Consider the following 26,773-nt stretch of genomic DNA (forward strand, 5'->3'; position numbering starts at 1 on the left):
CGAGGGGCCAAGCACCATGACGAAACCTTGCATCATCTGCGTCGCCATCACGGGCTCTGTTCCGACCAAAGCCAACAACCCGGCCGTTCCGATCACGGTCGCGGAACAGGTTGAAAGCACGCACGAAGCGTTTGAAGCCGGCGCCGCGATTGCCCACTGCCATGTACGAAACGACGATCAGACCCCAAGTTCCGATCCCGACAAATTCGCGCGTTTGAAGGAAGGGCTTGAGAAACACTGCCCCGGAATGATTATCCAGTTTTCGACCGGCGGTCGCTCGGGGGCTGGCAAAGCCCGAGGTGGAATGCTGCCGCTGTCACCGGACATGGCTTCGCTGTCGGTTGGGTCGAACAATTTCCCGACGCGGGTTTATGAGAACCCGCCTGATCTGATCGACTGGTTGTCCGGTGAAATGCAGACCTACGAGGTCACGCCCGAGATCGAGGCGTTCGACCTGTCCCACATTCTGCAGGCGATCAGGTTGCACGGAGAAAGTCGGTTGTATGGCAAGCTCTACGTCCAGTTCGTGATGGGCGTAAAGAATGCCATGCCTGCAGATCGTGAAGTGTTCGATTTCTACGTCCGCATGATGCAGAGCCGCGCGCCGCACGCCGAATGGTGTGCTGCCGGGATCGGGGTCAACCAGTTGGCGGTGAATGAATGGGCTATTGCCGCTGGCGGTCATACCCGAACCGGCCTTGAAGATAATGTGCGCCTCGACAAAGACAGGCTTGCCCCATCTAATGCGGCTCTGGTCCAGCGCGCCGTGCAGATGTGCGAAAAATACGAGCGCCCGGTGGCGACATGGCGGCAGGCCCGAGAGACGCTGGGTCTGAATTCGGTTGCCGTTTAGGCCAAGAGCTGTTGGGTCATCGCACTGTCGGGGTCGGCCAACCCGTCGATGACGTTGAAATGATGCCGTGCGGGTTCGACGGCCAATGTGCCGATAGCGCCGGCGCGGGTCCAGTTTTCGACCAGCAGGGCAGACTGGCGCAGGAACTCCGGACGCTCATTCCCGCCGACCCATGCGGTCAGCTTGGTGCCGGGCAATGGCTTGTGCAGGGCCGCACTTTCGCTGGCGGCACTTTCCCGATCCAGCCCCAGTTGGGCGTTCATCTCGGTCATCTGGAGTGGTCGCAGATCATGCAATCCGCTGATCGACAGGACGTGTTGGACGCGGCTTGCAACGCTGTCTGGCAGGGGCGTGTCATCACAGGCCATCCGGCTCACAAGATGCCCGCCGGCTGAGTGGCCGACCAGACGGATCGGCCCGGAAATGTGAGTGGCAGCAATGGTGATGGCCCGACCAATCTGCGCGGTGATCTGGGGTATTGTGGCCGCAGGTGCCAGCGTATAGCTGGGCAGGGCAACTGCCCAACCGTGGTGCAATGGTCCACCCGCAAGGTGCGACCACGAGGATTTGTCGAAATCCAACCAGTAGCCTCCATGGACAAAGACCACGAGCCCCTTGGGATGTGCCTCTGGTAGAAAGAGATCATACCGTTCACGTGGATCATCGCCATATGACAGATCGGGCTGCCCGGCGGCGCGATCCCGGAAATCTGCCGCCTGCGTGGCCCATCTCGGCGGATAGCTCATGCCATCTGGGATGTAGGCACCATTGGCAAAGGCGTCATTCCAGTCGATTCCACTCAGGTCGACCATCGGCAGCATTCCTAGTTGTTACGTTTTTTGTTGTAAGCACCGGTCGGATCGAGGTGCAATGGGATGTGCTTTGTTGACGTTGCGACGCGACGTAAAGGCCGCATCCGCGGTGGACAGTGACGGCAGGGGCTGTGAGTATCCGCGCCTGATCATCTTGATCCGTGTCGGCCGGGCGTCAAAACCGGTTGAAAGACGATATCCGTATGCGGGAGGAACGGCCATGTGTCCCCAAGCCTATGACCCCGGTGACGAGGGTGCGAAAATGTCATTCAGGGATGCAATGTCCTATGGCGACTACCTTCATCTGGACGCTTTGCTGGCGCAGCAACATCCGTTGACCGAGGCCCATGACGAGATGCTCTTTGTCATCCAGCACCAGACCAGTGAGTTATGGATGAAACTGGCCATCCATGAACTTGGCGCGGCACGCGAGGCTCTGAAACGGAATGACATGGCGGCGATGTTCAAGATGATGGCGCGAGTCAGTCGAATCTTTGAGCAGCTCAACAACGCTTGGGACGTGCTCCGCACGATGACACCATCAGAGTACACCCATTTCCGAGAGGCGCTGGGTCCGTCCTCGGGATTTCAATCGTATCAGTACCGGATGATCGAGTATGTTCTGGGCAACCGAAACCCCAACATGCTCGAACCTCATGCACATGAACCCGAGGTGCACGCCATGCTCTCGGAAGAGCTGGATCGACCGAGCTTTTATGACGAGGTTATATCCCACCTGTTCCGCATTGTGGACGGACCCAACGTGGCTCTGCCTGAACCACAGCTTCGCAGCCCGCATGTGGCAGATCCCGAAGTGCAGGCCCGCTGGAAGGTCGTATACGAGGATATCGAGAAATACTGGAACCTCTACGAGCTGGGCGAAAAGCTCGTGGACATTGAAGATTATTTCCGCCGCTGGCGTTTCAACCACGTCACAACGGTCGAAAGAATAATCGGGTTCAAACGTGGCACGGGCGGAACATCGGGCGTGGCTTATCTGCGCAAGATGCTTGGTGTTGAACTGTTTCCCGAACTTTGGAATCTGCGAGGAGAACTTTAGGAATGCCGGGCGTATCTCTGCCAAGAAAAGAACTGTTCGATATCCCCGAGGGGGTCATCTATCTGGATGGAAATTCGTTGGGTGTCTTGCCCAAAGGCGCGGCGGAACGTGCCGGGCATGTGATCCGCGAAGAATGGGGTAAAGAGCTGATCCGGGCGTGGAACACCGCGGAATGGATGGCGTTGCCGCAGAAAGTCGGTGACCGGATCGCGGGCCTGATCGGGGCGCCGGCGGGATCCGTGGCAACCGGAGACACGTTGTCGATCAAGGTGTATCAGGCTCTGGCCGCTGCACTGCAGATGCGCCCCGATCGCCGGGTGATCCTGTCGGACAACCGCAATTTTCCCACTGATCTCTATATGGCCGAAGGGTTGATAGATACGATTGGCAAGGGTCACGAGTTGCGCACGCCGGCGCCCGAGGATGTCGCCGCCGCGATCACCGAAGACGTGGCCGTGGTCATGCTGACCCAGATCGATTATCGCAGCGGTCGAAAATACGACATGGCGGAGATCACACGCCTCGTCCATGAGGCCGGGGCGGTCATGATCTGGGATCTGGCGCATTCGGCAGGGGCTTTGCCGGTTGATCTTGAGGGGTGCGGTGCCGAGTTCGCAGTTGGGTGCACGTACAAATACCTCAATGGGGGGCCCGGCGCACCGGCCTTCATCTATGTTCGTCCGGATTTGGCCACGCAAATTGAACCGGCTTTGTCCGGCTGGCTGGGGCACGATGCTCCATTTGCGATGGAATTGAACTATCGCCCTGCGGTATCGACAGAACGGATGCGTGTCGGCACGCCGTCCGTTGTGCAGCTCTCGATCCTCGATACTGCACTGGACGTCTGGGACGGTGTTGATCTGGTCGACTTGCGCGCGGCCTCGTTGCGGTTGAGCGAAAGGTTCATTGCCGAGGTCGAAGCCCGTTGTCCGCTACTGAAGCTTGCCACCCCGCGGGATCCTAAGATCCGCGGCTCTCAGGTGTCGTTCTCGTTTGAACATGGCTATGCCGCGATGCAGGCCCTGATCGAGAGCGGTGTGATCGGTGATTTTCGCTCCCCTGACATCATGCGGTTTGGTTTCACCCCGCTTTATATCGACGAAGAGGATGTCGTGGCCGCCGCCAAGATCATGGAAGACGTTCTGGGCAACGAGTTGTGGCGTGATCCGAAGTATCACGTCAAATCGCGGGTGACTTGACAGGGTTTTTTTCACGGTTCGACTACGGGTAGAACTACGTAGTGGCGAACGGGTTGGCAGCGTGTAGGATTTCCGCAGCCAGTGCAGCCACGCCCGGAACCCTGACATGCCGAACAAACTGACCACCGCAGATGCCGCCGCCAAACTGATTTCCGATGGCGATACTGTCACGACATCTGGATTTGTTGGTATTGGAGTGCCGGAAACTCTGCTGAAAGCCGTCGAAGCGCGGCATCTGGCGGGGGAAGGACCGAAAGGTCTGACACTGTTCTTTGCCGCCGGGCAAGGGGACGGAAAGGATCGCGGTCTGAACAGGCTGGGACACGAGGGTCTCCTGGCCCGGGTGATCGGTGGGCATTGGGGATTGATCCCCAAGGTCGCGCGGATGGCTCTGGATCGAAAGATCCGAGGCTACAACCTTCCCCAAGGGGTGATCAGCCATCAGTTCCGCGACATCGCGGCTGGTAAACCCGGAACTCTGACCCGCGTTGGTCTGGGCACATTCGTCGACCCGCGATTGGATGGCGGGCGGATAAACGACTTGAGTGATGATGATGTTGTTCGTCTGATGGAGATCGACGGAGACGAATATCTCTTCTATCGGTCGCGTGCCATTGATGTGGCTCTGTTACGCGGCACAACGGCTGACCCGGCCGGAAATGTTACCATGGAGAGAGAGGCTCTGATCATCGACAATCTCTCGCAGGCGATGGCTACAAAGAACTCGGGCGGCGTCGTAATCGTTCAGGTGGAAAGGATGGTAGAGCGTGGCACGCTCTGTCCGCGCGACGTGGAGATCCCCGGCGCATTGGTTGACGCAGTGGTCCTGTCTGAACCGGAAGATCACATGCAGACCTTTGCCACCCCCTTTTCCCACGCCTTCACCGGACGGTTCCGGGTGCTGTCTGATGCGATGCCTGAAATGGCGCTGGACGCCCGAAAGATCATCGCTCGGCGGGCGGCGTTCGAGTTGCCGATCAATGGCGTGGTCAATCTGGGGATTGGCATGCCCGAGGGCGTGGCGGCAGTTGCCGGAGAGGAAAAGCTGCTACCACATCTCACGCTGACCGCCGAGCCGGGCGTGATTGGCGGACAACCCGCATCTGGGCTTGATTTCGGCGCAGCGGCGAACACGGATGCGATCATCGCGCAAAGCATGCAGTTTGATCTCTACGACGGGGGTGGGCTTGATCTTGCGGTTCTCGGCATGGCCGAGGTGGATGGCACCGGCTCGGTCAACGTGTCTCGCTTTGGATCCCGACTTGCCGGGGCTGGCGGGTTCATCAACATCAGCCAGAATGCCCGGGCCGTGGTGTTTGCCGGGACCTTCAACTCAGTCGGTCTCTCTGTTGAGATCGCGGAAGGAGCGTTGCGCATCCTCTCAGAAGGCAAGGTCCGCAAGTTCGTCGGGCAGGTCCAGCAGCGGACTTTTTCCGGCCCATTGGCGCAGACGGTTGGCAAACCGGTATTGTTTGTAACCGAACGCTGTGTGTTCCGCTTGACACCTGAGGGGTTGGAGCTTGTCGAGATCGCACCGGGTCTTGATCCGGAACGGGATGTTGTTTCTCGGATGGAGTTCACCCCGATCATTCGGGATGTGCTTCAAATGGACGAACGGATCTTTCGGCACGAGCCGATGGACCTGCGGCTGGAGCTGCTTCATCTCGATCTGGTAGACCGAATTGCGCTTTCTACCGAGGACAGCCGGCTATTCATAAATTTCGAAAAACTCCGAGTGCGGAACACCGGCGACCTGGAGGCCATCAGCACCCGCGTGACCGAACTTTGTTCGCCGCTGGGGCGGCGCGTGGATGTTGTCGTCAACTATGATGGCGCACGGATCGATCCGGAAATCGAAGATGAATATGTTGCGATGGTCAATGCTCTGGATGACCGGTTCTACCATACGGTGACCCGGTATTCGTCTTCCGCCTTCATGCGGACAAAACTGGGCGCAGCCTTTGATCGTGGGGCAGCCCCACATGTATTTGAAACTGCAGAAGAGGCGCGTCGCTTTCTGGGAAAAACCTGACCGGAGATCTATCGGTGGGCTGGCCCCAGATAGGCAAACCGATAGGCCAGTGCCACGCCCCCGGCACCACCCACAATATTGCCCAGCGTCACAAAAAACAGGTTGATCAGAGCAGCGTTGACAGAAACCTGGGCCCCGGCCATCCAACCTTGCGGGAAGAAGAACATATTGGCGACCGAGTGTTCGAGACCCAACAGAACAAACCCGGTGATCGGCCAGAGAATGGCCAGGATTTTTCCGCCGGCGGTTCGCGCTGCAAAGGTCAGCCATACGGCGAGACACACCAAAGCGTTGCATAATGCACCACGCACAAAGGCCTCGAGGATTGGTATCTGCGCCTTTGCTTCGGCAATGGCCGAAGCGGTGGACCCCATCGGGCCTGCCAACAGTCCGGAATAGCCAAAAACGATGGCCAGACCGGCGGCTCCGACCAGGTTTCCCAGGTAGACGATCCCCCAGTTGCGCAGCAAGGCACCAAGAGAAATTTTTCCCTCGACGGTGGCCATCACCATCAAGGCGTTTCCGGTGAACAATTCGGCGCCGCCAACGATGACGAGGATCAGCCCAAGAGAAAACACCGCGCCGCCAAGCACCCGGGACGGGCCAAATCCTGTATCCACCCCGGTCATGGTCATTGTGTAGGCGGCCGCCCCGAACCCAATGAAGGCTCCAGCCAGCAAGGCAAGCACAAACATTTGCGCGACAGGAAGGGCGGCCTTGTTTACACCGGCCGTTTCTACAAGAACCGCGATTTCCGCGGGCTTGTAGGCATCGTGTTTGTCGGATCCAGTCATCGGCTCGTATCTGGCTCTATTCTGGCTGAACAAGGACTTCGTGCAAGGCTTGACCCGACGCGCCAGAGGGGATGGTCGTGCCCAAGATCTGGCTGAGCGTCACCGCAACATCGACGGTCGCCACCTGCCTTGGAACTTTTTGCGGGCTGATGCCGGGTCCGGCAAACAGGATCGGCACGTGGGTGTCGTAGCGCCACGGTGAGCCGTGCATCACGGCGATCGAGCCTTCGTCCAGCAGGAAGGAGTAGGGGGCCTGCACAACGTAGATGTCGCCGGAACGGGCAGGGTGGAAATTTCGTCGGATGAACCCTTCGAGCCAGTCATCGCGCTGTTCGGCAAACGGAACGTTTGGCATCGCCATCGCTATGCCGGGCCGGGCCATGAGGTCATCGACGATGGCCCGCTCAACCGCGCGTAGGTCTGCGTCAGCCGCGGCGATGGCATCGTGATCAAGATAGATGTAAGGCCGAAAAAACTCCTTGATCGCCTGATCAATAGCAAACAGATCGGCAACCATGAAATTCAGTTCTTCCTTTAGCCGGGTGTGACTGGTTCTTGCAGTTCCGAACCCGTTTGCCGACATGAATTCGGGCATTTCCGGCATGCCGTGATCGGCTGAAAGCACATAAAGCGTGTTCTCGCTGCCGACCTCTTTGTCGAGGAAAGAAAACAGATCGGCCAATGTCCTGTCCAGCCTGCGCACCATGACCTCATTTTCGAGACTGGAGGGGCCAAAGAAATGGTTGGTGGCGTCTACCCCCGAAAAGCTGACAGAGAGGAAATCCGTATTGGCATCCTGCCCCATTGCCTCACCGATAACCGCCGCCTTGGCGAATGAGGCGGTCAATTCATCCCCAAGCGGGCTCACCAGAACCTGCGTGTAATAGAGCCCGTCCTCCGGATCCCCATAGGCATGTGGGAAAGTGCGGCCAAACCCTCTCAGATCAGTCTCGAAGGAACGGTTGTCATTGTCGGCCAACAGATAGCTGTCGAGTGGTTCTTCTAGCACCCAGGAAGTTCCGATGGCGGCATCTGCCGGCCGCAGTGAGTTCCAGCTCGAAACCCAGTCAGGATAGGTCTCGTAATAGTAAGAGCTGGTCTCGAACGCGCCGGTCGCTGTCGACATCCAGAAGGCCTTTCCCGCATGCCCGGCCATTGCGACGGCGGATCGGTCCTTGCCCGATATTCCGATAATCTTTGACCGGCCGTTGTTCGACTTGAACAGCTCGTCTCCAAATGTGGTGGCGAGGATGTTTGCAGGAGAACGCCCGTCGCTTTGCGCAGCGGCTTGGGTTGGGTCAAGCTGATCCTGATCGCCCCCAAATCCAGGAACTGGCAGTAAGAAATAGTCTGGATCCTCGATGTTGTATCCCAACCGCCCGGTTGCACGATCAAACCATGCATTACCAATCATGCCATGCTCGGACGGGTGCGCCCCGGTGGCCAGCGTCGCATGGCCAACAATGGTTTCAGTGTTGGCGTGCAGATGATGTGCGTCGGTGTACCAGACCCCGCCTTGGGTGAGGCGACGAAACCCGTTTTCCGAGAAACTGTCGTGGTAGCGGTGAAGAAGATCGCCGCGCAGGCCGTCCACTGTGATCTGCACGATCAGCCGGATCTCAGGAGCCTCTGCCGTTGCCACGACAGGAAGCACAAGGGCAATGGCCGATGCAATCGTTCGGAAAAGGCACATGATCTCATCCCTTTGCAATAGCTAGAGTCTAGGCGCGGAGGAACATCGAAGCCAGTGTTTTCAGGTTTTGTCCGTGCGGCGTTTTTGCCGAATTGTCAAGGTGACGCGACGGGTTCAATCAGCGGGCCACAAGGACTTTCCAGGCGGAACGAATGATATTCTCCCAACCCTCGTGGGACTTCAGATCGTTCGAGGCGTCACCCATAAGCGAAGTTACCATGAGCCGCCCGCGAGTCTGTGCCTCAGCCGGATCGAACCCTGCTTCTTCGAACATCCATTTGGCGAAATCGAAACGCTTCTGTACGGTTCGGAGATAGACATTCCGCGCTTGTTCATCGTGGCGGGCCCAAGCCGAAATCGCGTGGTCCGGAACCGCGGCATCCTCCCGAACCACCTGTAACATCAGGTTTAGAATTCTTTCGTCGGGAGGCCCGTCGAATGTCTGAGCATCCTGAACGATATGATCTGTCAGATGGTGTTCCCAATGCTCAAGGACCTGATCAAGCAGATCCTGAACATTCTTGAAGTGCCAGTAGAAGCTGCCACTGGTCAGGCCAAGCTGCGTTGCTAGCGGGACGATCCTGATCCCGTCCGCGCCGCGTTCGCGCAGCACTTCGAGTGCTGCAACAAGCCATACTTCGCGACTTGCCCTTCTTTTCTTTCCAGTGGTCTCCATCAGGCGCCTTGTTGACAGCTTCGCTTACATCACCATACCATAGAGTAGTCTATGGAAAACTCAAGAATACAGGTTTTCCGAAACAGAGTTTGACTGCGGAGCAAATTTCCACGGTCAGAGTGACAGGGAGAAAAGCCATGAAGCCGAACTGTTGGGAGCGCCTGAAAGGAACTATCTGGGTCGGGATTGTGGCTTCGGCTGTTGGGTCTTTGGCGGGACCGGCTGCTTTGGCTCAGGACAACCTTCCCTTGGGACGGGCCGCTGTGGAAATCAAGGATGGGGTTTACCCCGCGTCCTATTTTCCGAACACCGAGATCCTTGGTGCAGACGAGATGAGGATAACCGCGCTGGGAACAGGAATGCCAAACCAGACCAAGATGGCAGTGTCGATTTCATTCTTTGTCGAGCTTGGCAATGGTGACAAATTCCTCTTTGACATCGGCACCGGGTCGACTGGCAACCTGTTCTCGCTTCGGCCGGACTTTGCCAAGATCGACAAGGTTTTCTTTAGTCATCTCCACGTGGATCATGTTGGTGATTTCATGGGGCTGCACGTTGGCGGCTGGCTGTCGGGCCGATACACTCCTTTGCGCATTTTCGGCCCGTCCGGTGCGACACCGGAGCTGGGCACGAAAAGCTATGTCGAGAATATGCAAAGAGCCTACGCGTGGGATCTGGAAACCCGGACAGGCGCGCTCCCGGATGAAGGGGCCAAGCTTGACGTTACCGAATTTGACTACATGCAGGAAAACGAGATCGTATACCAGGAAAACGGTGTCACTGTTCGGTCGTGGCCCGCAATCCACTCTCTTGACGGGTCAGTCAGTTACTCGCTTGAGTGGAATGGTCTGAAGTACGTGTTTGGTGGCGATACCTATCCGAACAAATGGTATGTAAAATACGCAAAAGGCGCCGATATTGCCTCGCATGAGGCATTCCTGCCGCCGGAGGCATTGGCAACCTATTTCGGCTGGAGTCTGCGGCAGGCCACATATGTTTCGACCCGGGTCCACACGGAACCGGCCGCTTTTGGCAAGGTCATGTCCGAGGTGAAACCGCGCCATGCGATGGGCTATCATTCGGTCCTGTCCCCGGATAACTACCAGGCCATTCTGGAAGGTGTCCGGCAGACCTATGACGGGCCGCTGACCCTTGCCCGTGATCTGACCGTGATGAACGTGACCAACGACCAGATTGTTGTGCGGGACGCATCAGTCGACATCTATGCCCTGCCACCAGCGGTCAGCGAAGGCTATATCAACGCGCCGCGTTCGGAGGAAAAGGAACCATCCGACAAAGTGAATGCGGGCAAATGGGATGGTTATACACCGCCGCCTATGCCGGAGAACTGAATTGTATCTCGGTAGGCCTGTTGCCGGAAAAACGCCCAACACGCACGCGGGGATCGGTTGTTGTCTGTTATTTTCCTCAGGCGGTTGATGTTCGGAAGCAAAGCCCCGAAGGTGTTGAGAACGCGGGGCGAAAGGGATCGGGGTTGCTTCTGAACACATTGAACAAATGGTTTCTGTCGCTGGTCGTTCTGGTCGCAGTTGCGTCAGCGCCCGCCCGGGCCGATCTCACCCCGATGACCGGCGCGGCGGTTGCCCGCAATATCGCCCAGATCTCGGTCTCAAACGAAGGTGTCACAATCGCCATCGAGATCTTTGTCGAAGATCTCAGGTATTTCGCACCGTTGCTGCCCGACACATGGGTGCCGGAGGGGGCCGCGCCGCGCCCACCGGAGGCCGCGAGGCTGAAAGCGTTTTCCGAAAGAGGACTGAAAATCGTGACGGGACAGGGCAAAGTGCTGCCAGTTTCCGTGCGCCTTATCGAGCCGCGCAATCGGGTAGATCGTGCCCCGCCGAACGCCGGCATGATTGATCCAATCACGGGCCGCATGTTCCCAAAGCCTCCGGATGACCCACGGGTGGTTTATGCGGAACTATTCTATGATTTCAAAGGCCCTCGGCCGCACGAACTGAAATTCACACCGCCGCTCAACGAAGAAGGCGAACCCTTTCTGTCAATCGGAATGATTGTTTTTGACCGTGAGGTTCCGGTCACGGATTTTCGGTATCTGTCGGGCGGGGCAAATCTGACCATCGACTGGGATGATCCTTGGTACACAAAGTTCGACAATCCCAATTTGCGCCGCCACCACCGTTACCCTGTGATGACTTTCATCTATGCCGAACCGTATGAAATTCGCTACGAAGCGGTGCTGCGTGTCCGCGAAGCGGCTGAATTGGCCGGGGTGGAGTTGGGGGGAGAGTTTTTCTCCGAAGGGCAGCGCGACGCGATTGCGGGCGTGTTGCCGGATCTTGTGAACAACCGGTCCCCGATGACCATCGAAGGACAACCCGTTCGACCGGATTTCGACCGGATGTCCTACTTGAGGATCGGTGCAAGCGGGCTTGTTTTCCTTGAGGAGGGCGAAGAAATTCGGACCGATGCCGCCTTGGTCGGCCTCATTTACTCGGTCCCGACAGAGAAGTTCGTAAAGGAAGCTACGGTCGAATGGACTCTCTTCTCGGAAGGAGTGGATCGGATTCCGTCTCAGGTCATCGACGCAGCAGGGCCGTACCTGATGGATTTGACGTCTGATGATCCGGTGATGGTCTGGACCAACCATTTCAAAAAACCGCCCTATCCGGAGGTTGAGGCCGTTCAGGTTGATACTGGACCGGATCGCAGCATCCTGATTGCGGCTCTGGCGGTGATTACAGCAATTCTCGCAGGGTTTTTCCTGATATCACTTGTCCGTCCGGGCCGCGTTTCCCGGCGCTTGGGGGTGACAGCAGCGATTGCCGCGGTCGTCGTCGGCGCGCTTATCCCCGGTCTGTACATGATGCAACACCGTGCGGCGCTACAGATGTCGGACGAACAGTTGCAGGCTCTAACCACCGAGATGCTGGGGAATATCTACCGGGCTTTCGATTTCCGGCTGGAAGATCACGTATATGATCGTTTGGCCCTGACCCTGACCGGCGATGTTCTGGAAAGAGTCTATCTGGAGCAGCGCGCATCTTTGCGGGTTGAGCGAGCCGGAGGGGCGCAGGCGCGTGTTGATGCGCTGGAAGTCTCGCGGGTCGAGAACCTTCAGGATGCAGAGACTGGGACATTGCACCTGTCGGTTGACTGGGGTGTGAGTGGCATTGTCGGGCATTGGGGACACAACCACCGGCGCACCAACACGTATACGGCCGAGATGGTCATCCAGCCCGAGGATGGCGCATGGAAGATCAGCGGTTTCGAGGTGCTGTCACAGGAACGCATATGAAGATCGAGATTTCAAATTTGAGTTTTGATTATCCAACCGGAGAGTTCGGGATTCAAATTCCCGAACTACAGATCGAGTCGGGTCAGTCGCTCGCACTGGTGGGGCCTTCGGGATGTGGAAAAACGACGTTCCTGAACTTGCTCTCGGCGCTGATTACCCCGCAGTCGGGCGGGATCAGGGTCGGAGAGCTGGCGCTAAAGGGTCTTGGGGATCGTGAGCGTCGGGCCTACCGCGCCGGGCAGACGGGCTATGTATTTCAGGATTTCGGGTTGGTCGATTACCTGACGGCGCGCGAGAATATCCTCTACACGTACCTTGTCACCGATCGTCCCGTTCCCGTCGATCTGGACAATCGGATTCAGAATTTGGCCGAGAGTTTTGGCATTGATCATATCCTGCACAAGAAACCCGCCCGGATTTCGCAGGGCGAAAAACAGCGAGTTGCAATCTGCCGCGCCATCCTGCCGAGGCCACAGTTGATACTTGCCGACGAACCTACTGGAAATCTTGATCCAGAAAACAAGGCTGCAATCCTTGAACACCTGTTCGCTCAAGCAAGCGAAACCGGAGCGACACTGGTGGTCGTGACGCACGACATAGCTCTGTCCGGCCGCTTCGACAAAGTCGTTGATTTTGCACAATACGGAAAGAGAGGCGCATGAAACCTCTGCTCTTTCTCGCTTGGCGAAACCTGTCGCATCACAAGATACGCAGTCTCGTTCTCGTGCTTGTTCTGACCATCGTCACTTCGATACCTGTTTTGGCAAACCTCGTTGTCGCGCGTGCCGAGCAGGATTTGACCAGCCGTGCCGCTTCGACGCCGCTTGTCTACGGCGCTCAGGGGTCTGAGATCGACCTCGTTTTAAGCGCCGCGTATTTCAGTGGGGTTGCCGGAAATTCTGTTCCGATGTCGGATTACACAACGATGATCGACCTTGCACTCTATGACCTTGTGCCTTTGCGGATATCCGCATCGTCGCGGGGTTATCCGGTTGTGGGCATCGACTATGAGTATTTCAGGGTGCGTGGGCTGAGCACCAAGTCAGGAAAATTCCCGCTGCGGATCGGCGAGGCAATTCTGGGTGCGGCGGTGGCAAAACGTCTGGGTCTGAAGCAGGGTGATACGATCTGGACGGATGCCACCCAATCCTTTGACCTGTCAGGAGCGTATCCCGTGGCCTTGACCGTATCAGGAATTCTGGCGGCTACGGGAACGCCGGATGATCGCGTTGTCTTTGTCGATCTGTCGACCGCATGGATTGCCGAAGGTATCGGCCACGGCCATCAGAAACTTGATCCGGATCGCGACCAGAACCTGTTGTTGAAGTCCAAGGACGGCGATGTTGTCGCCAATGCCAGTCTGCGGACATTCACCGAGGTTACCGACGAAAACCGCGAAAGGTTTCACTATCACGGCGAAGAAAGCGATTTGCCGATTTCCGCGATCCTCGTGTTTCCGCGTTCCGACAAAGCAGCGGCCTTGTTGAAGGGTCGGGTTGTGGATCAGGCCGAGACCCGGCAGATCGTTCAGGTTGACGAGGTTGTGGAGCAGTTGCTGACTCGGGTGTTCCAAATGAAGACTGTTCTTCAGAACGTGGTGGCAGCAATGGCCGTGGCGGCCCTGTTGGCCTTGCTTCTGGTGATTGTCCTTTCAGTCAGAATGCGTCAGCGCGAATTTGAAATTGCGAACCAGATTGGCGCGCCAAGACGTCATGCCGTCTGGCTGGTGGCGGTTGAACTGGTTCTGGTTCTGTTTGTGGCCCTGATCCTAACCGGTCTGGTCGCCGGGGGCATCTATCTGGCGACGCCGCAATCACTGCAGGGCTGGCTGATCGGGGGGCAGGGGGCATGAAATTGTTGATGGTTTTGACATTCCTGTTGTCAGCGGTTGCTGGCGGTTTGGCAGCACAAGGCCGGATGGATGTTCTGACGGTCACGCCAGCCCTGGCTGTTCTGGGGCAGGAGATCGCACCCGACGGGGTTTCCGTGTCCTACCCCGGACCGGCGGACGAAAACGCAAGTGACTGGGAGCCAGGCGATGATGTTTTGCGCCTGTATCAACAGGCTGATCTGGTTCTGCTTGTCGGGGCGGATTACGCTGGCTGGGTTGAAAAAACCGCGCTGCCAAGGGCCCGGTTGGTCGAAACCTCGGCTGCGTTCCCTGAGCGGTTCATTTCGCAGGCTTCAGACGTATCGGACCATCAGCACGGGCCGACCGGCGCCGCAAATCATCACACGGCCTTTGCCAATCATTTCTGGTTGGATCCCGGGATAGCGCGTCTTCAGGCACGTGCAATTGCGGACAGTTTTACCGCGTTGTGGCCGGAGAGAGCCGATGAGATCGCCGTAAACCTGGCGGAACTGGACCGATCTCTGGCAGAGATTGGGGCCGGGATAGGCAGGGAACTCGCGAGTTTGGGGGGTGTGAATATGCTCGCCTCGCATCCTGTCTACCAATATTTGGATGAAGCATTTGGGTTGGATCTACACAACTTTCATTGGGAACCGGATCAACACCCGAAGCCAGAAGATTGGGCGGAATTTGACGACAAGCTCGCCGCAGACCAGCCGAATGTCATGATTTGGGAGGCGGACCCTCTGCCGGAAACCAGATCCGAGTTGAGCAAACGCAATGTCGGGATCGTCGTGATCTCACCTTCGCCGCCTGAGTATTCAAAGGGCAGCCTGAGAGCGCGACTCGGGTTTCCGGAACGGATTGCGCCAGCCAAATAAAGCCCCGCGCTCAGGCCCGTTGGGGGGCAAATGGGGTCAGGCTGTCTGAGAAATGCCGCAGGAAATCCAAAACCAGCGGCGAGTTGTTGCCGGCGATGGGTCGAAGCAGCGACAAGCGATGCACGATCTGGGGTTCAAATGGACGAATCACGATGCCGCGGTCTCGAAATTGTTCTGCATCAAGGGCACTGACGACCGAAACGCCATGCCCCTTGCTGACGATTGTACAAGCGGCCGTGAATTGCCGCACTTCGATCCACGAATTCATTTGAACGTCGTGATCCGTGAACGCCGCCTGCAGGTGGCGGAAAAAGGGACTGTCCCGCCTCGAATGAATGAGTTTTTCGTCCTTCAGATCGCCTGGTTCGATTGATGCCCTGCCTGCAAGGCGGTGACCTGCGGGCATGATACACACGGTTCCAATGGGCACATCTGTGCTCTCGATCGCGGGGTGGCCATTAAAACCGTCGGTTATTCCGCAATCATATTGCTGCCCGATGATCCACTCCAGAATTCGTTCCGGTCGGTCTGGTTCAAGCGTCACCGTGACCTGCGGACGATCCTTCAGAAAATCGGTGAGAGCGTCTGGCAGATGGCTTGTGGCAAATCCCGGCAGACACGCGATGCGAAGGTGGCCAGCGGTGCGTTTTTTCAGGTTATGGCGAAGATCCTCAAGATGGTTGAGGCTGTCAAACACCCGCCCGATTTCGGCCAACATGTATTCGGCCTCGGCGGTGGGAATCAGGTTGCCGCTTTCTCGCCTGAACAGGGGAAGATCGACCGATTTCGAAAAATCTGCCAGCAACCTGCTTACCGCGGGTTGCGAGACGCCAAGTTCCGCCGCCGCGCCAGTTACGGACCCAGCCTGTGCGACCGCACGGAATGCTTCGAGTTGTCTGAGCTTAAATTTCAATACTTTACCCTGTTCTGCCCCGAAGCGCCTTTTGCCCAACGTAACCGATTTATAACAAACTGTTATTTTGTGCGTCAAAAAAGTTTTGCTTGAGTTATTTTCTGGCCTGCCCGATGATCCGACCAATAAAAAATCCAGGGAGGAAAAAATGTTTCTGAAAACACTGTCTATCGGCGCCTCGGCTCTGGCCTTTAGTGCCGGAATTGGTTTTGCGCAGACAGAGATTCAATGGTGGCACGCCATGGGTGGCACCAATGGAGAGCGCATCGACAAGATGGCGGCTGACTTCAACGCCACCCAGTCCGACTACAAGGTCGTGCCGGTCTACAAGGGCAATTACACCGAAACAATGACCGCCGCCGTGGCTGCGTTCCGGGCCAAGGAACATCCGCATCTGGTGCAGGTTTTCGAGGTTGGCACGGCGACCATGATGGCTGCCAAAGGTGCGATCTATCCGATGGAACAGCTGATGAAGGACGCGGGCGAGCCGTTCGACAAAGGTGCCTTTCTTCCGGCGGTGATCTCTTACTACCAAACGCCCGATGGCGAGTTGCTGTCGATGCCATTCAACAGCTCGACACCGGTTCTGTGGTACAACAAGGACGCGTTTGAAAGGGCAGGTGCTGATGTTCCGACCACTTGGGACGACGTCAAGATGGCCGCCCAGAAGCTGGTTGACAGCGGCATGGATTGCGGCTTGTCCTTCGGCTGGCAGTCCTGGGTGATGATCGAGAACTTCTCGGCCTGGCATGACCTTGAGATGGGAACCAAGGAAAACGGCTTTGCCGGGTTCGATACCGAATTCACTTTCAACAACGACAAAGTGGCGGCCCGGCTCGATGACATTGCCTCCATGTCCGAAGGCAACCTGTTCAAATACGGTGGCCGACGTGGTGACAGCCTGCCCCTGTTCACAAATGGCGAATGCGGCATGTGGATGAACTCTTCGGCCTATTACGGCTCGATGGTCAGCCAGGCCAAGTTCGAGTTTGCCCAGACCATGTTGCCGCTGGATACCGATGTGGCATCGGCCCCACAGAACTCGATCATCGGCGGAGCGACCCTCTGGGCGTTGGCCGGGCATGAGGGCGAAGAATACAAGGGTCTGGCCAAGTTCATGACCTATCTCTCCTCGCCCGAGGTTCAGGCATGGTGGCATCAGGAAACCGGCTATGTTCCGATTACATCGGCCGCTGCTGAACTGTCCAAGAGCCAGGGCTTTTACGAAAGCAACCCTGGCACCGACACTGCCATCAAACAGTTGAGCCTGAACGCGCCGACGCCCAACTCGCGCGGGATCCGCTTTGGCAATTTCGTGCAGGTGCGGGACGTCATCAACGAAGAGATGGAGGCGCTCTGGGCTGGTGACAAGTCGGCTTCCGAAGCTCTGGATGCTGCGGCTGAACGCGGCAATGACCTGCTTCGCAAGTTTGAACGCTCGGCCAAGTAAACGCGCCTTGCCCCGACGGCTCCTCCCCGTCGGGGCAATCATTCTTCTGACAGGCTCACCCGAGGCGTGAATGCTTAAACGTGTCCACTTTCCGACATCGGTACTGCCGTATCTTCTGGTGGCGCCGCAAATCATCATCACTTTGGTGTTTTTCATCTGGCCCGCCAGCCAGGCGATATACCAGTCGTTCCTGATTGAAGATGCATTTGGGTTGTCGACCGAGTTCGTCTGGTTCGAGAATTTTGCCTATCTGCTTCAGGACCAGCATTATCGGGACAGTTTTGGGCGCACGATTTTCTTTTCGATTGCGGTTGCCTTTCTTTCCATGTTCACCGCGTTGCTCCTTGCAGGTTTTGCCGACCGGGTAATCCGGGGAGCGATGACCTATCGGACGTTACTTATCTGGCCATATGCCGTGGCTCCGGTTTTGGCGGGCGCGCTTTGGGTGTTCATGTTCAACCCGACATTGGGGATTTTTCCCTTTCTACTCGACATGATTGGGGTTGATTGGAACCACTATCTGAACGGTTCACAGGCTATGGCGCTGGTGATTTTTGCAGCCGCCTGGAAACAGATCGCCTACAATTTCCTGTTCTATTTGGCGGCGATGCAGGCGATCCCTCGCTCGGTGATCGAAGCAGCCGCGATAGACGGGGCCGGGCCGATACGGCGGTTTGCAACAATCATTTTCCCGCTGATATCGCCCACGACTTTCTTCCTGCTGGTCATCAATGCTGTTTATGCCTTCTTTGACACCTTCGGGATCATCCACGCCGTGACGCAAGGCGGTCCGGCCAATGCGACAACGATTCTTGTCTACAAGGTCTACAATGACGGGTTTGTTGGGCTCGACCTTGGAGGCTCGGCCGCACAATCGGTTATCCTGATGGCATTGGTCATCGCCATGACGGTGGTTCAGTTCCGATACATCGAACGGAAGGTGGAATACTGATGGTTGAGAACCGCCCCTTCCTTGCTTTGCTTTCGCATTTCGTGCTGATCCTCGGAATTGCCATTGTTGCGCTGCCGATCTGGATCACCTTTGTTGCCGCCACGCATGATGCTGTTCGAATGACGCAGGCGCCAATCCCGATGATGCCGGGCGGACATTTCTGGGAGAACTTCAAACAAACTCTGTTTGGCGCCGGACTGTCCGGAACCGAGGTTGCCCCGGTCTGGCGAATGCTGCTGAACTCGTTGGCAATGGCAATGATGATTGCAATTGGCAAAATCGCGATCTCGCTGATTTCGGCCTTTGCTATCGTCTACTTTAAGTTTCCGTTTCGGATGGGGTTCTTCTGGCTGATCTTCATCACCCTGATGCTGCCGGTCGAGGTTCGGATTCTTCCTACGTTCGAGGTGGTTGCCGATCTGGGTATGCTGAACAGCTATTGGGGGTTGTCGATCCCGCTGATCGCCTCGGCTACGGCGACCTTCATGTTCCGACAGGTGTTCCTGACCATTCCCGACGAAATGCTGGAAAGTGCGCGCATTGATGGTGCCGGGCCGCTCAGGTTCTTTTGGGATATACTGATACCATTGTCGCGCACTAATATTGCGGCGCTGTTCGTGATCCTCTTTATCTATGGCTGGAACCAGTATCTCTGGCCGCTCTTGATCACCACCGATACCGACATGACCACCATCGTGATGAGCATCAAGCAGATGCTTGAGGCCGCCGAGCAATCGCCGCAGTGGAACATCATCATGATGACCGCGCTGCTGGCGATGATCCCGCCGGTTTTCGTGGTGGTCGCAATGCAGAAGCTCTTTGTGCAAGGGCTGACCGAGACTGACAAATAGGCAAGGCAAGATATGGCATCCATCAATCTCAAGGATCTTGTAAAGGCCTATGGCCAAACCGAAGTTCTTCATCATGTCGACGGACAGATTGAAGACGGAGAGCTGGTTGTTATCGTCGGCCCTTCGGGGTGTGGAAAATCCACATTGCTCAGGATGATTGCCGGGTTGGAAACCGTGACATCGGGCCAGATCAGCATTGGCGACCGGGTGGTGAACCAGCTGGAACCAGCGGATCGGGATATCGCGATGGTGTTCCAGAACTACGCGCTGTATCCGCATATGTCCGTACGCGAAAACATGGCCTATGGGCTGAAGATCCGAAAGATCGACAAATCCGAGATCAACCGCAGGGTCGAAGAAACCGCCGATATCCTTGAAATCCGGCCATACCTTGACCGAAAGCCGCGACAGCTTTCCGGCGGGCAGCGCCAACGCGTTGCAATGGGTCGGGCCATCGTCCGCGATCCGCAGGTGTTTCTGTTTGATGAGCCGTTGTCGAACCTTGATGCCAAGCTGCGGGTTCAGATGCGTCTTGAAATTCGCAAGCTGCAACAGCGTCTTGGGGTGACGTCGATTTACGTGACTCATGATCAGGTCGAAGCCATGACACTGGGTGATCGGCTGATGGTTTTGAATGGCGGCTACGTCGAGCAATTCGGCACGCCGATCGAGCTTTATGACCGCCCACAGACAGTTTTTGTCGCTGGTTTCATTGGCAGTCCGGCGATGAATTTTGTTCCGGCAACGGCGGAACAGGGTCGTTTGACACTGGAGAACGGTGCACAGATTCCCGGTGGAGCAGGTGCTTCAGGAAAGATTACGCTTGGCCTGCGACCGGAACACCTGCAGGCGGACGAAAACGGGCCTATTCGAGTCTCGGTCGGGCTGTTTGAGCATCTCGGCGCCAACACCCTGCTGCATGGCACGCTCGAAGGCAGCAACAATGAAATCGTTGTCAGCATACCCGGCCATATCAGCGCTGCGCCGGACGCTGTCATGGGATTTTCTGTGTCGGCAGATCTGTTGCACCTGTTTGATGCTGAAACAGGCAAGCGGATCGGGGCGTGACAGATTTTCCTCAACTTTCCGGGTTCAGGGGCGGCGACGGCTTGGTCCGCCTCATCGGTCACCGTGGGGCGCGGGGGGTTCTGCCGGAAAATACCATGCCCAGCTTCGAGTTCGCCGTAAGTGTCGGAGCCGGGGCACTTGAGTTTGATGTGATCCTGACACGGGACAACATTCCCGTAATCACCCACAATCATCGACTTTCGAGCGCGGCAACCCGGGACGGCAATGGCGACTGGCTGCAGGGTGAAGAGCCCAGCGTGGCAGATCTGACATTCGCAGAAATCCGTGAGTTGGATGTTGGCGGGCTGGATGGTCAAACTGTTTACGGGCGCCGATTTCCCGATCAGGCCTTTCTGACCGGGTTGCGAATTCCAGCCCTAACGGATTTGCTTGATCTTGCATGCCAACCCGAGAACGGCGACTTGCATCTGCTGCTTGAACTGAAATCCGATCCGGCCGAAGAAATCGATTCTAAGGCGCGCACGGACTTTGTTTCAACGGTGGTCACGCAAGTGCGAAAGCGAGCGCTTGAGCCCCGCACTATCCTGCATAGTTTTGACTGGAACCTGCTTGATGAATGCCGCAGGCAGGCGCCGGACATGCCGACGTCCTACCTGTCCCAAAGGCCGGAGAATAGCGACGACCCCGGAGAGGATTCCTCCAAGGCTGTCGGCCCGGATTTTGAAACACTGTCGGTTTCCGTTCCCCGGGCCGTTGCAGATGCCGGGGGCCAGATGTGGTGTCCTTACTTTATGGATGTCACGCCCGATCAGGTTGCCGAGGCCCATGCTCTTGGGCTCTTGGTTTCAACCTGGACTGTCAATGAACCTGACGATATCGCGGCGATGGTCGCTGCGGGTGTGGACGGAATTGTCACGGACTATCCCGGCCGGTTGCAGCGGTGCCTTCTTGACATGGGATACCGATGGTCGTGATGGACATATAGGCCATTATCCGAGGGTTTCATTCCAGCAGACGGGGCGCAACAAGCTGACCGTCTTCAAGACCTGCAGAAGGGAACAGGATCACGGTATCAGAAGGCTCTAACCCACCCAGAACCTGTGCCTGTACCCCGTTGTTCTGTCCAATCTCAACGTCGCGAAGCTGTGCTTTTCCATCCGCGACTACATAGACTGACCAATCGGATGCACGCTTGAACAGGGCGCTCGACGGCACGATTAACGTATCCACTGATTGCCACACGACGATCCGGACTTCGACGCGGTATCCATGGCCGAGACCATTTGACTGGGCCTCGGGTTCGGCGAAGGAAATCGTGGTCTCGACCCGCTGCTCTTCGACACCGAGAGCGGAGTATTTGGTGTAACCATAAGGATCGATCCGCGACACGGTGCCTTCCAGATCCCGGATGCCGCCCCAATTCGTAACGATCACCCGGTCGCCTTGCGACACCTGCACAGCATCCGAAGAAAGAAGCTCGGCGACGATTTCAAGATCCCCATCGACATCGCCGATCTCGAGAATGGGTTCGCCTGCGGGTAGGGTCGTTTTGCTCTTGTGCATGACTTTCAGAACGGTGCCGTCGATCGGCGCTCTGAGCGGGATACTCGGCGTGTTATAGGCATCTTGGGAAATCGCATTTGCCAGCCCCTGGTCTTCGATCCCGATCAGACGGGCGCGGGCGTTTTTTAGTTCCGCCTGCCGCATTTCGATGGCGGCGTTTACCGTGTCCAGATTGGCCTGAGCCACGCGCCAGGCCTGCTCGGCCCGTTCCAGCACAACCTTGCTGGCGATCTCTCGTTCGACGAGGGTTTTGTATCGCTCCAGTTCGCTATTGCTGTAATCAAGCGTGGCGACTGCAGCTGCCAGATCCGCTTGAGCTACTCGCAGCGCCGCTTCGGCAGCCCGGACGGAGGCCAGCGCTTGTTCCCGGGTTCGGACGTCCAGCGCAGACGGGTTGGCCGGGCGCATCCGGGCCACGACAGTTTCACCACGCTGCACACGATCACCTGGCAGAACCGCAACGCGCTGCAATTCCCCGGCAACCGGAGACGACACGACATATGGCTCGGTCACTCTTGTCCGGCCCTCTTCGTTGATCGTGACCCGCATCGACCCGTTTGTAACTTCTGCCATGTCTACCAGCATCGGACGCGGCCAGAAGGCAGCGATCAAGATGCCAAGAACAACGGTGGCCGCGATAAGCGACAGCGCCAGGCGAGATCGCTTTTTCTTTTGTGCCATGCTTCGTCACTCCCTCGTTTTCAAAGCCATGACCAGATCCATCCGGTCGATGTCACGTTTCACCAGCCACCCCGAAATCGATGCAGCCACCAGAACCACGATTACCGATGCGCCAAAGCTAGCCGCACTAAAGGACGCCTGTATCTGATACAGATCAGTGCTGAACCCCTCAGAGACGGCAAAGGTCAGAAAGTAACCCGCCACGCCACCCACAGGCAGGGCCAGTAGGGTCACGACGGCGAGTTCCCCCAGCAGGACGAATGCCACCTCGGCGCGGCTAAACCCCAGAACTCTGAGACTGGCCAGATCGCGGGATCGTTCGGCCTGCGCCACGCGGGCGGCATTATAGACAACACCAAAAGTGATCACGGCGGCGATCAAGGCCATGACATAGCGCATCGACCCTGCCCCTTGATCCATGATCTTCTGCAGAGCCGCCCGACCCTCGGAGTTCAGGCTGACCCCGGCAACCATCGGCATTTCCTTGAGCTTGCGATAGACTTCGGCTGATTGCGCTTGATCGACCCGCAAATAGGCGCCGGAGACCCTGAGAGGTTCGTTGAGCGCCCGATTCAGGGCGCCGATTTCCATGTAGGCGGGTGAGCCGATCAGGGTTTGAGCAACCTGCGCAACCGGCAGAACAACCTTCGGCTGCCGACCTTCGCGCACATCTATGCTCAGCATATCGCCCGCCTCAATGTCGAGAATCTTGGCCAGCCCGCGTCCCAGTATCAGCCCGTCCGGCCGCATGTCGATCTGGCGTGTGTCGGCATCGACAGCCCGATAGAGCCGCGCGTCGGAGCCCAGCCCACTGATCGCGCCCCGATACGTGGTCAGCCCATTCTTCAGAATGGCCGGGACATTACGCACCGGCTCGACCTCGAGCACTCCTGGCAGGCTTTCCAGATCAAAAACCGAACGTTGTTCCAATGGGTGGATGAACGTCACGGTCACATCGCTGCGGTCGACCACGTTGAAGGTCAGTTCGAGCATCTCGTCGAAATTCGCGAGAATTGACGCCATCGCCGCCGACAGAGCAATGCCTGCTCCGATCCCGACAGTTGCGCTGAGCATGCGCCAAGGCTGGCGGACGAGGCGGCGCAGGACCATTCGGGTGGGCTGGTCAAGAACGCGACTTAACCCGGCACCAAAATGGGCCGACTTGCTGTAATCCGGCGGGGCAGGGGGTCGCATTGCTACAGCGGGTGTGAGTGAAAAAATGCCCCGCAGAACGAACAGACCCCCTGCCGATGCGGCTAGAACACTGGTCAGGAATCCGATTGCAAATGAGGCAGGGTCCAGTCTGAAAACGAGAAACGGAAACTTGTAGTATTCTAGAAACACATCAATCATCGCGCGCCCGGCGGCAATCCCGGCCAAACATCCAGCGACGGCACCGCCGATGGCAATCAGAAGGACAAGCTGGAAATAGTGACTTCCGACCTCGATGCTGGTGTAGCCGAAGGCTTTCATCAGGCCGATTTCTTCGCGCTCGGCCTGCAGCATCCGCGAGATCACGATGTAGAGCAGGAACGCGGCCACCGCGAGAAAGATCGGCGGGACACTGGAACTGGTCCGGCGCAATCCGTCAATTTCCTCGGACACGAAACGATCCGACATCAGATCAATCAACCCATAGGCTCCGAGGCCGCCATAGCGGTCTAACAAACGATCGGTGGCAGCCAGCACTTCGGGTAATTCCGCGCCTTGTGCAAGCGATAGTAGCACTTCGTTGAAAGCGCCTTCCATGTCGAATGCGGCTTCGAGGGCGCTGCGGCTCATCCAGATCACCGCAAAGCGGCTGTCATCAGACACGAACTCGCCCGGTGCAGCGGTATAGAGGAACTCTGGTGACTGGGCAAAACCGACCACCTTAAAGGACCGCCGAAAGCCGTTCATTGTCGCCGTCAGCGTATCGCCGGGCTTCATGTTGTGGGCTTTGGCAAAACTTCTCAGAACAACGACTTCGTCGGCGTGCCGCCCTTCCATCCGGCGGCCATCCGTGAGGTAAATTTCGTTGAGCTTGGGGGTCCCAAAGTCGGGTAGCGATACAACTTGAGCCTGAATCGGAAGCTCGCTGTCCGGAAGATCCACCAGCGCACTTCCAACCACGCGCGGTTCGACGCTGGCCACGCCTGGCAATGCTGACAAATCGCCCATAAGACGGTCTGGTGCACGGGCGACCGGAGCAAACACATCGGCCAGCCGATACCGTTCGTAGTAGGTTTTGCGGGTTTCTTCGAGCGACGCAACCAGCCCGGTCATCATGACCTGCATCAGCACGCCGACGGCCACCACCAGAGCAATCGCAATGGCTTGCCCCTTGATCCGCCAGATGTCTCGTCCGAGTTTGCGGGTCAGCGGCGACATCTCGGCCTACCAGACAATTTCTTCGGGGCTCAACGGAGTATCGTTCAGCTCTACCTCGCTGACATCCCCGTCTGCGAACCGGATCACCCGGTCTGCCATTTCCGCCTGCGCGGCGGCATGGGTGACGATCAGGATCGTGGTGCCGAGTTTCTTGTTGATGTCGCTCAGCACTCTCAGCACAGATCGTCCGGTATGGCTGTCGAGCGCCCCGGTAGGTTCGTCGCAGAAAAGAACCGTCGGCTGCTTGGCAATCGCGCGGGCAATGGCGACGCGTTGCTGTTCGCCGCCCGACAGCTGGGCGGGAAAATGGTCGGTTCGCTCGCCAAGGCCTACAAGGTCCAGTGCTTCGCCGGGGTCCATTGGGTCCCGCGCTATCTCGGTGACCAGTTCCACATTCTCATGGGCCGTCAGGCTGGGCATGAGGTTGTAGAACTGGAACACGAACCCCACGTGATCCCGTCGATACCGGGTCAGCTCCCGGTCGCTCATTGTTGTCAGGCTTTGGCCCTGAAACAGCACCTCGCCCGAGGTCGCCCGGTCGAGCCCCCCGGCGATGTTGAGCAAGGTCGATTTTCCGCTCCCGCTTGGCCCCAGAAGAACGACGATTTCACCGCTGGGGAGGGTCAGGTCCACACCACGCAGGGCGCGCACCGTCGCGGCACCGCTGCCATATGTTTTTGTCAAACCCGAAATCTCGAAAGCGATGTCTGTCATTGGATCGCGAGATGCCCCCTGTCGAACCGGTCTTCCCTTGGTGTCAACTAGCGTAGGTTCGATAGTAGAGGGTTGCGGGCAATTGCAAACCCCGTCGTAACGTCTCAGGTCCGGTTGATAAGTCTTGGTTTGCAATGGGCCACCCGGGCCTTACCATGGTCAAACTGGACGACCTACAGCCAGAAAGGTGTTCATTTCGTCTCTGATCCAGCCAAGAAATGCCTCAGACGCTGGCGTTTGATTGTGGGATGAGGGCGGCATCAGAAAATACCCTTCGGTGAGCGGAGCAGAATGTTCGAATGGTCGGATCAGGGTTCCGTCGGCCAGAAAATCGCCCACCAAAGTGTCATGCCCCATTGCAAAACCGCAGCCGTTTCGGGCAGCCGTGATTGCGATGACATAGGTGGAGGCGAGGTTGACGTCGCTATCGCGGACCATTTCTTTTCCCCGCGAGTTGAACCAAGCGCTCCATGTTCCTGTTGTGCCGGCGCAGTCAAACAGCGGTGCGTTCCTTAGGTCATGGCCACTTTCCAGATAACCTGCCGCACAGACAGGAAAGAAGCGATCTTGCGTCAGCCGCATGGCCTCGCCCGTCATGTCTTCCGGGCGTCCGAACCGGATTTCCACAGCTGCGTTGGCTGCATGCCGCTCCGGATCCCAGATCGGTGTTACGATGTTCAGGACGAGCCAAGGGTAGCGAGCATAGAGCCGCTTTAGCCGGGGCGCGAGCCACAGAACCGAGAAGGCCATGTTGCATTGAACAGTCAGGTTGCGCCCTCTGTTTCCCCCCGTGAAGGCGCGCGTTCCATCTGTCAGCAAATTAAAGGCTTCGCGGATTGTTGGTAGGTAATTCGCGCCATCTTCGGTCAGCGCCAGCGCACGTGGTTTGCGGACAAAGAGATCGCGTCCGAGAAAAGCTTCTAGGCTGCGAACATGCTGGCTGACTGCAGATTGGGTAAGATTCAATTCGGCTGCGGCCCGGGTAAAACTAAGATGGCGGGCAGCGGCTTCGAAAGCGCGCAGCCACGTGAGCGGGGGCAGGCCGGCAGTCGGGTTTGTCATGCGAAATACAGCCATTAATTTTCCTAATGCTTTAACCGAGAATCCATTGTTTGTCA

At 57.4% G+C, this 26,773-nt stretch carries 23 protein-coding genes; 14 read left to right on the forward strand and 9 right to left on the reverse strand.

Features of this window, described 5'->3' with window-relative positions; genetic code table 11:
- The first annotated feature begins 16 nt into the window (after positions 1–16).
- Positions 17–853, forward strand: a complete 837-nt coding sequence (locus ACP15U_RS15230; RefSeq protein ID WP_425046008.1) for a 3-keto-5-aminohexanoate cleavage protein — start codon at positions 17–19, stop codon at positions 851–853.
- On the opposite strand, the gene ACP15U_RS15235 is transcribed toward ACP15U_RS15230, so the two are convergent.
- Complete coding sequence (locus ACP15U_RS15235) at positions 850–1,665, reverse strand: alpha/beta hydrolase (RefSeq protein ID WP_425046009.1); 816 nt, start codon at positions 1,663–1,665, stop codon at positions 850–852. The genes ACP15U_RS15230 and ACP15U_RS15235 overlap by 4 nt on opposite strands.
- 220 nt (positions 1,666–1,885) lie before the next feature.
- On the opposite strand from ACP15U_RS15235, the gene kynA reads away from it, so the two are divergent.
- The 3 genes from kynA to ACP15U_RS15250 all read left to right on the forward strand — a co-directional run bounded on the left by kynA (position 1,886) and on the right by ACP15U_RS15250 (position 5,956).
- A complete protein-coding gene (kynA, locus tag ACP15U_RS15240; RefSeq protein ID WP_425046123.1) occupies positions 1,886–2,725 on the forward strand; it encodes a tryptophan 2,3-dioxygenase in 840 nt (279 codons plus the stop codon).
- A gap of 2 nt (positions 2,726–2,727) precedes the next feature.
- Positions 2,728–3,924: a kynureninase gene (gene kynU / locus ACP15U_RS15245; RefSeq protein ID WP_425046010.1), complete on the forward strand. Its 1,197-nt coding sequence runs from the start codon at positions 2,728–2,730 to the stop codon at positions 3,922–3,924.
- A 106-nt stretch (positions 3,925–4,030) separates the two neighbouring features.
- Positions 4,031–5,956 carry an acyl CoA:acetate/3-ketoacid CoA transferase gene (locus ACP15U_RS15250; protein ID WP_425046011.1) on the forward strand — a complete coding sequence of 642 codons (1,926 nt, stop codon included), beginning with the start codon at positions 4,031–4,033 and terminating at the stop codon, positions 5,954–5,956.
- 8 nt (positions 5,957–5,964) lie between these two features.
- Here ACP15U_RS15250 and ACP15U_RS15255 read toward each other — a convergent pair whose 3' ends face one another.
- From ACP15U_RS15255 to ACP15U_RS15265, 3 genes are all read right to left on the reverse strand, one after another.
- Positions 5,965–6,750 (reverse strand): formate/nitrite transporter family protein, encoded by a 786-nt coding sequence (locus ACP15U_RS15255; RefSeq protein ID WP_425046012.1) that lies wholly within the window; start codon positions 6,748–6,750, stop codon positions 5,965–5,967.
- 16 nt (positions 6,751–6,766) lie between these two features.
- Positions 6,767–8,443: an alkaline phosphatase family protein gene (locus ACP15U_RS15260; protein WP_425046013.1), complete on the reverse strand. Its 1,677-nt coding sequence runs from the start codon at positions 8,441–8,443 to the stop codon at positions 6,767–6,769.
- Between the two features lie 118 nt (positions 8,444–8,561).
- The gene (locus ACP15U_RS15265) at positions 8,562–9,119 is read right to left on the reverse strand and encodes a TetR/AcrR family transcriptional regulator (RefSeq protein ID WP_425046014.1); all 558 of its coding nucleotides are present in this window, start codon (positions 9,117–9,119) and stop codon (positions 8,562–8,564) included.
- A 137-nt stretch (positions 9,120–9,256) separates the two neighbouring features.
- On the opposite strand from ACP15U_RS15265, the gene gntH reads away from it, so the two are divergent.
- Genes gntH through ACP15U_RS15290 form a run of 5 tightly spaced genes read left to right on the forward strand, consistent with a single transcriptional unit; the run spans position 9,257 to position 15,132 of the window.
- Positions 9,257–10,471: a guanitoxin biosynthesis MBL fold metallo-hydrolase GntH gene (gene gntH, locus ACP15U_RS15270; protein WP_425046015.1), complete on the forward strand. Its 1,215-nt coding sequence runs from the start codon at positions 9,257–9,259 to the stop codon at positions 10,469–10,471.
- The gene (locus ACP15U_RS15275) at positions 10,432–12,399 is read left to right on the forward strand and encodes a hypothetical protein (protein ID WP_425046016.1); all 1,968 of its coding nucleotides are present in this window, start codon (positions 10,432–10,434) and stop codon (positions 12,397–12,399) included. Before gntH ends, ACP15U_RS15275 begins: the two co-directional genes overlap by 40 nt.
- Positions 12,396–13,061 carry an ABC transporter ATP-binding protein gene (locus ACP15U_RS15280; protein ID WP_425046017.1) on the forward strand — a complete coding sequence of 222 codons (666 nt, stop codon included), beginning with the start codon at positions 12,396–12,398 and terminating at the stop codon, positions 13,059–13,061. Before ACP15U_RS15275 ends, ACP15U_RS15280 begins: the two co-directional genes overlap by 4 nt.
- Entirely contained in the window at positions 13,058–14,251 is a 1,194-nt protein-coding gene (locus tag ACP15U_RS15285) for an ABC transporter permease (protein WP_425046018.1), read from the forward strand. Before ACP15U_RS15280 ends, ACP15U_RS15285 begins: the two co-directional genes overlap by 4 nt.
- Positions 14,248–15,132: a metal ABC transporter substrate-binding protein gene (locus ACP15U_RS15290; protein WP_425046019.1), complete on the forward strand. Its 885-nt coding sequence runs from the start codon at positions 14,248–14,250 to the stop codon at positions 15,130–15,132. Before ACP15U_RS15285 ends, ACP15U_RS15290 begins: the two co-directional genes overlap by 4 nt.
- Positions 15,133–15,142: 10 nt before the next feature.
- Here ACP15U_RS15290 and ACP15U_RS15295 read toward each other — a convergent pair whose 3' ends face one another.
- Positions 15,143–16,045, reverse strand: coding sequence for a LysR substrate-binding domain-containing protein (locus tag ACP15U_RS15295; RefSeq protein WP_425046020.1), 903 nt, complete (start codon positions 16,043–16,045; stop codon positions 15,143–15,145).
- A gap of 148 nt (positions 16,046–16,193) precedes the next feature.
- Here ACP15U_RS15295 and ugpB point away from each other — a divergent pair, with 148 nt between their 5' ends.
- From ugpB to ACP15U_RS15320, 5 genes are all read left to right on the forward strand, one after another.
- A complete protein-coding gene (gene ugpB / locus ACP15U_RS15300; RefSeq protein ID WP_425046021.1) occupies positions 16,194–17,495 on the forward strand; it encodes a sn-glycerol-3-phosphate ABC transporter substrate-binding protein UgpB in 1,302 nt (433 codons plus the stop codon).
- A 70-nt stretch (positions 17,496–17,565) separates the two neighbouring features.
- Positions 17,566–18,447: a sn-glycerol-3-phosphate ABC transporter permease UgpA gene (ugpA, locus tag ACP15U_RS15305; RefSeq protein WP_425046022.1), complete on the forward strand. Its 882-nt coding sequence runs from the start codon at positions 17,566–17,568 to the stop codon at positions 18,445–18,447.
- Entirely contained in the window at positions 18,447–19,298 is an 852-nt protein-coding gene (gene ugpE, locus ACP15U_RS15310) for a sn-glycerol-3-phosphate ABC transporter permease UgpE (RefSeq protein WP_425046023.1), read from the forward strand. The genes ugpA and ugpE overlap by 1 nt, the downstream gene beginning before the upstream one ends.
- Positions 19,299–19,310: 12 nt before the next feature.
- The gene (locus ACP15U_RS15315; protein WP_425046024.1) at positions 19,311–20,366 is read left to right on the forward strand and encodes a sn-glycerol-3-phosphate import ATP-binding protein UgpC; all 1,056 of its coding nucleotides are present in this window, start codon (positions 19,311–19,313) and stop codon (positions 20,364–20,366) included.
- Positions 20,363–21,301: a glycerophosphodiester phosphodiesterase gene (locus ACP15U_RS15320; RefSeq protein WP_425046025.1), complete on the forward strand. Its 939-nt coding sequence runs from the start codon at positions 20,363–20,365 to the stop codon at positions 21,299–21,301. Before ACP15U_RS15315 ends, ACP15U_RS15320 begins: the two co-directional genes overlap by 4 nt.
- 28 nt (positions 21,302–21,329) lie before the next feature.
- Here ACP15U_RS15320 and ACP15U_RS15325 read toward each other — a convergent pair whose 3' ends face one another.
- From ACP15U_RS15325 to ACP15U_RS15340, 4 genes are all read right to left on the reverse strand, one after another.
- Entirely contained in the window at positions 21,330–22,571 is a 1,242-nt protein-coding gene (locus ACP15U_RS15325) for an efflux RND transporter periplasmic adaptor subunit (RefSeq protein ID WP_425046026.1), read from the reverse strand.
- A gap of 6 nt (positions 22,572–22,577) precedes the next feature.
- Positions 22,578–24,941, reverse strand: a complete 2,364-nt coding sequence (locus tag ACP15U_RS15330) for an ABC transporter permease (RefSeq protein ID WP_425046027.1) — start codon at positions 24,939–24,941, stop codon at positions 22,578–22,580.
- Between the two features lie 6 nt (positions 24,942–24,947).
- On the reverse strand, positions 24,948–25,655 hold the full coding sequence (locus tag ACP15U_RS15335) for an ABC transporter ATP-binding protein (protein WP_425046028.1): 708 nt from the start codon (positions 25,653–25,655) through the stop codon (positions 24,948–24,950).
- Positions 25,656–25,814: 159 nt separating this feature from the next.
- The gene (locus tag ACP15U_RS15340) at positions 25,815–26,732 is read right to left on the reverse strand and encodes a LysR family transcriptional regulator (RefSeq protein ID WP_425046029.1); all 918 of its coding nucleotides are present in this window, start codon (positions 26,730–26,732) and stop codon (positions 25,815–25,817) included.
- Positions 26,733–26,773: the final 41 nt, after the last annotated feature.

Origin of the sequence: Primorskyibacter sp. S87, from assembly GCF_049801055.1 — a bacterium.
Classification (GTDB): domain Bacteria; phylum Pseudomonadota; class Alphaproteobacteria; order Rhodobacterales; family Rhodobacteraceae; genus JBNAGF01.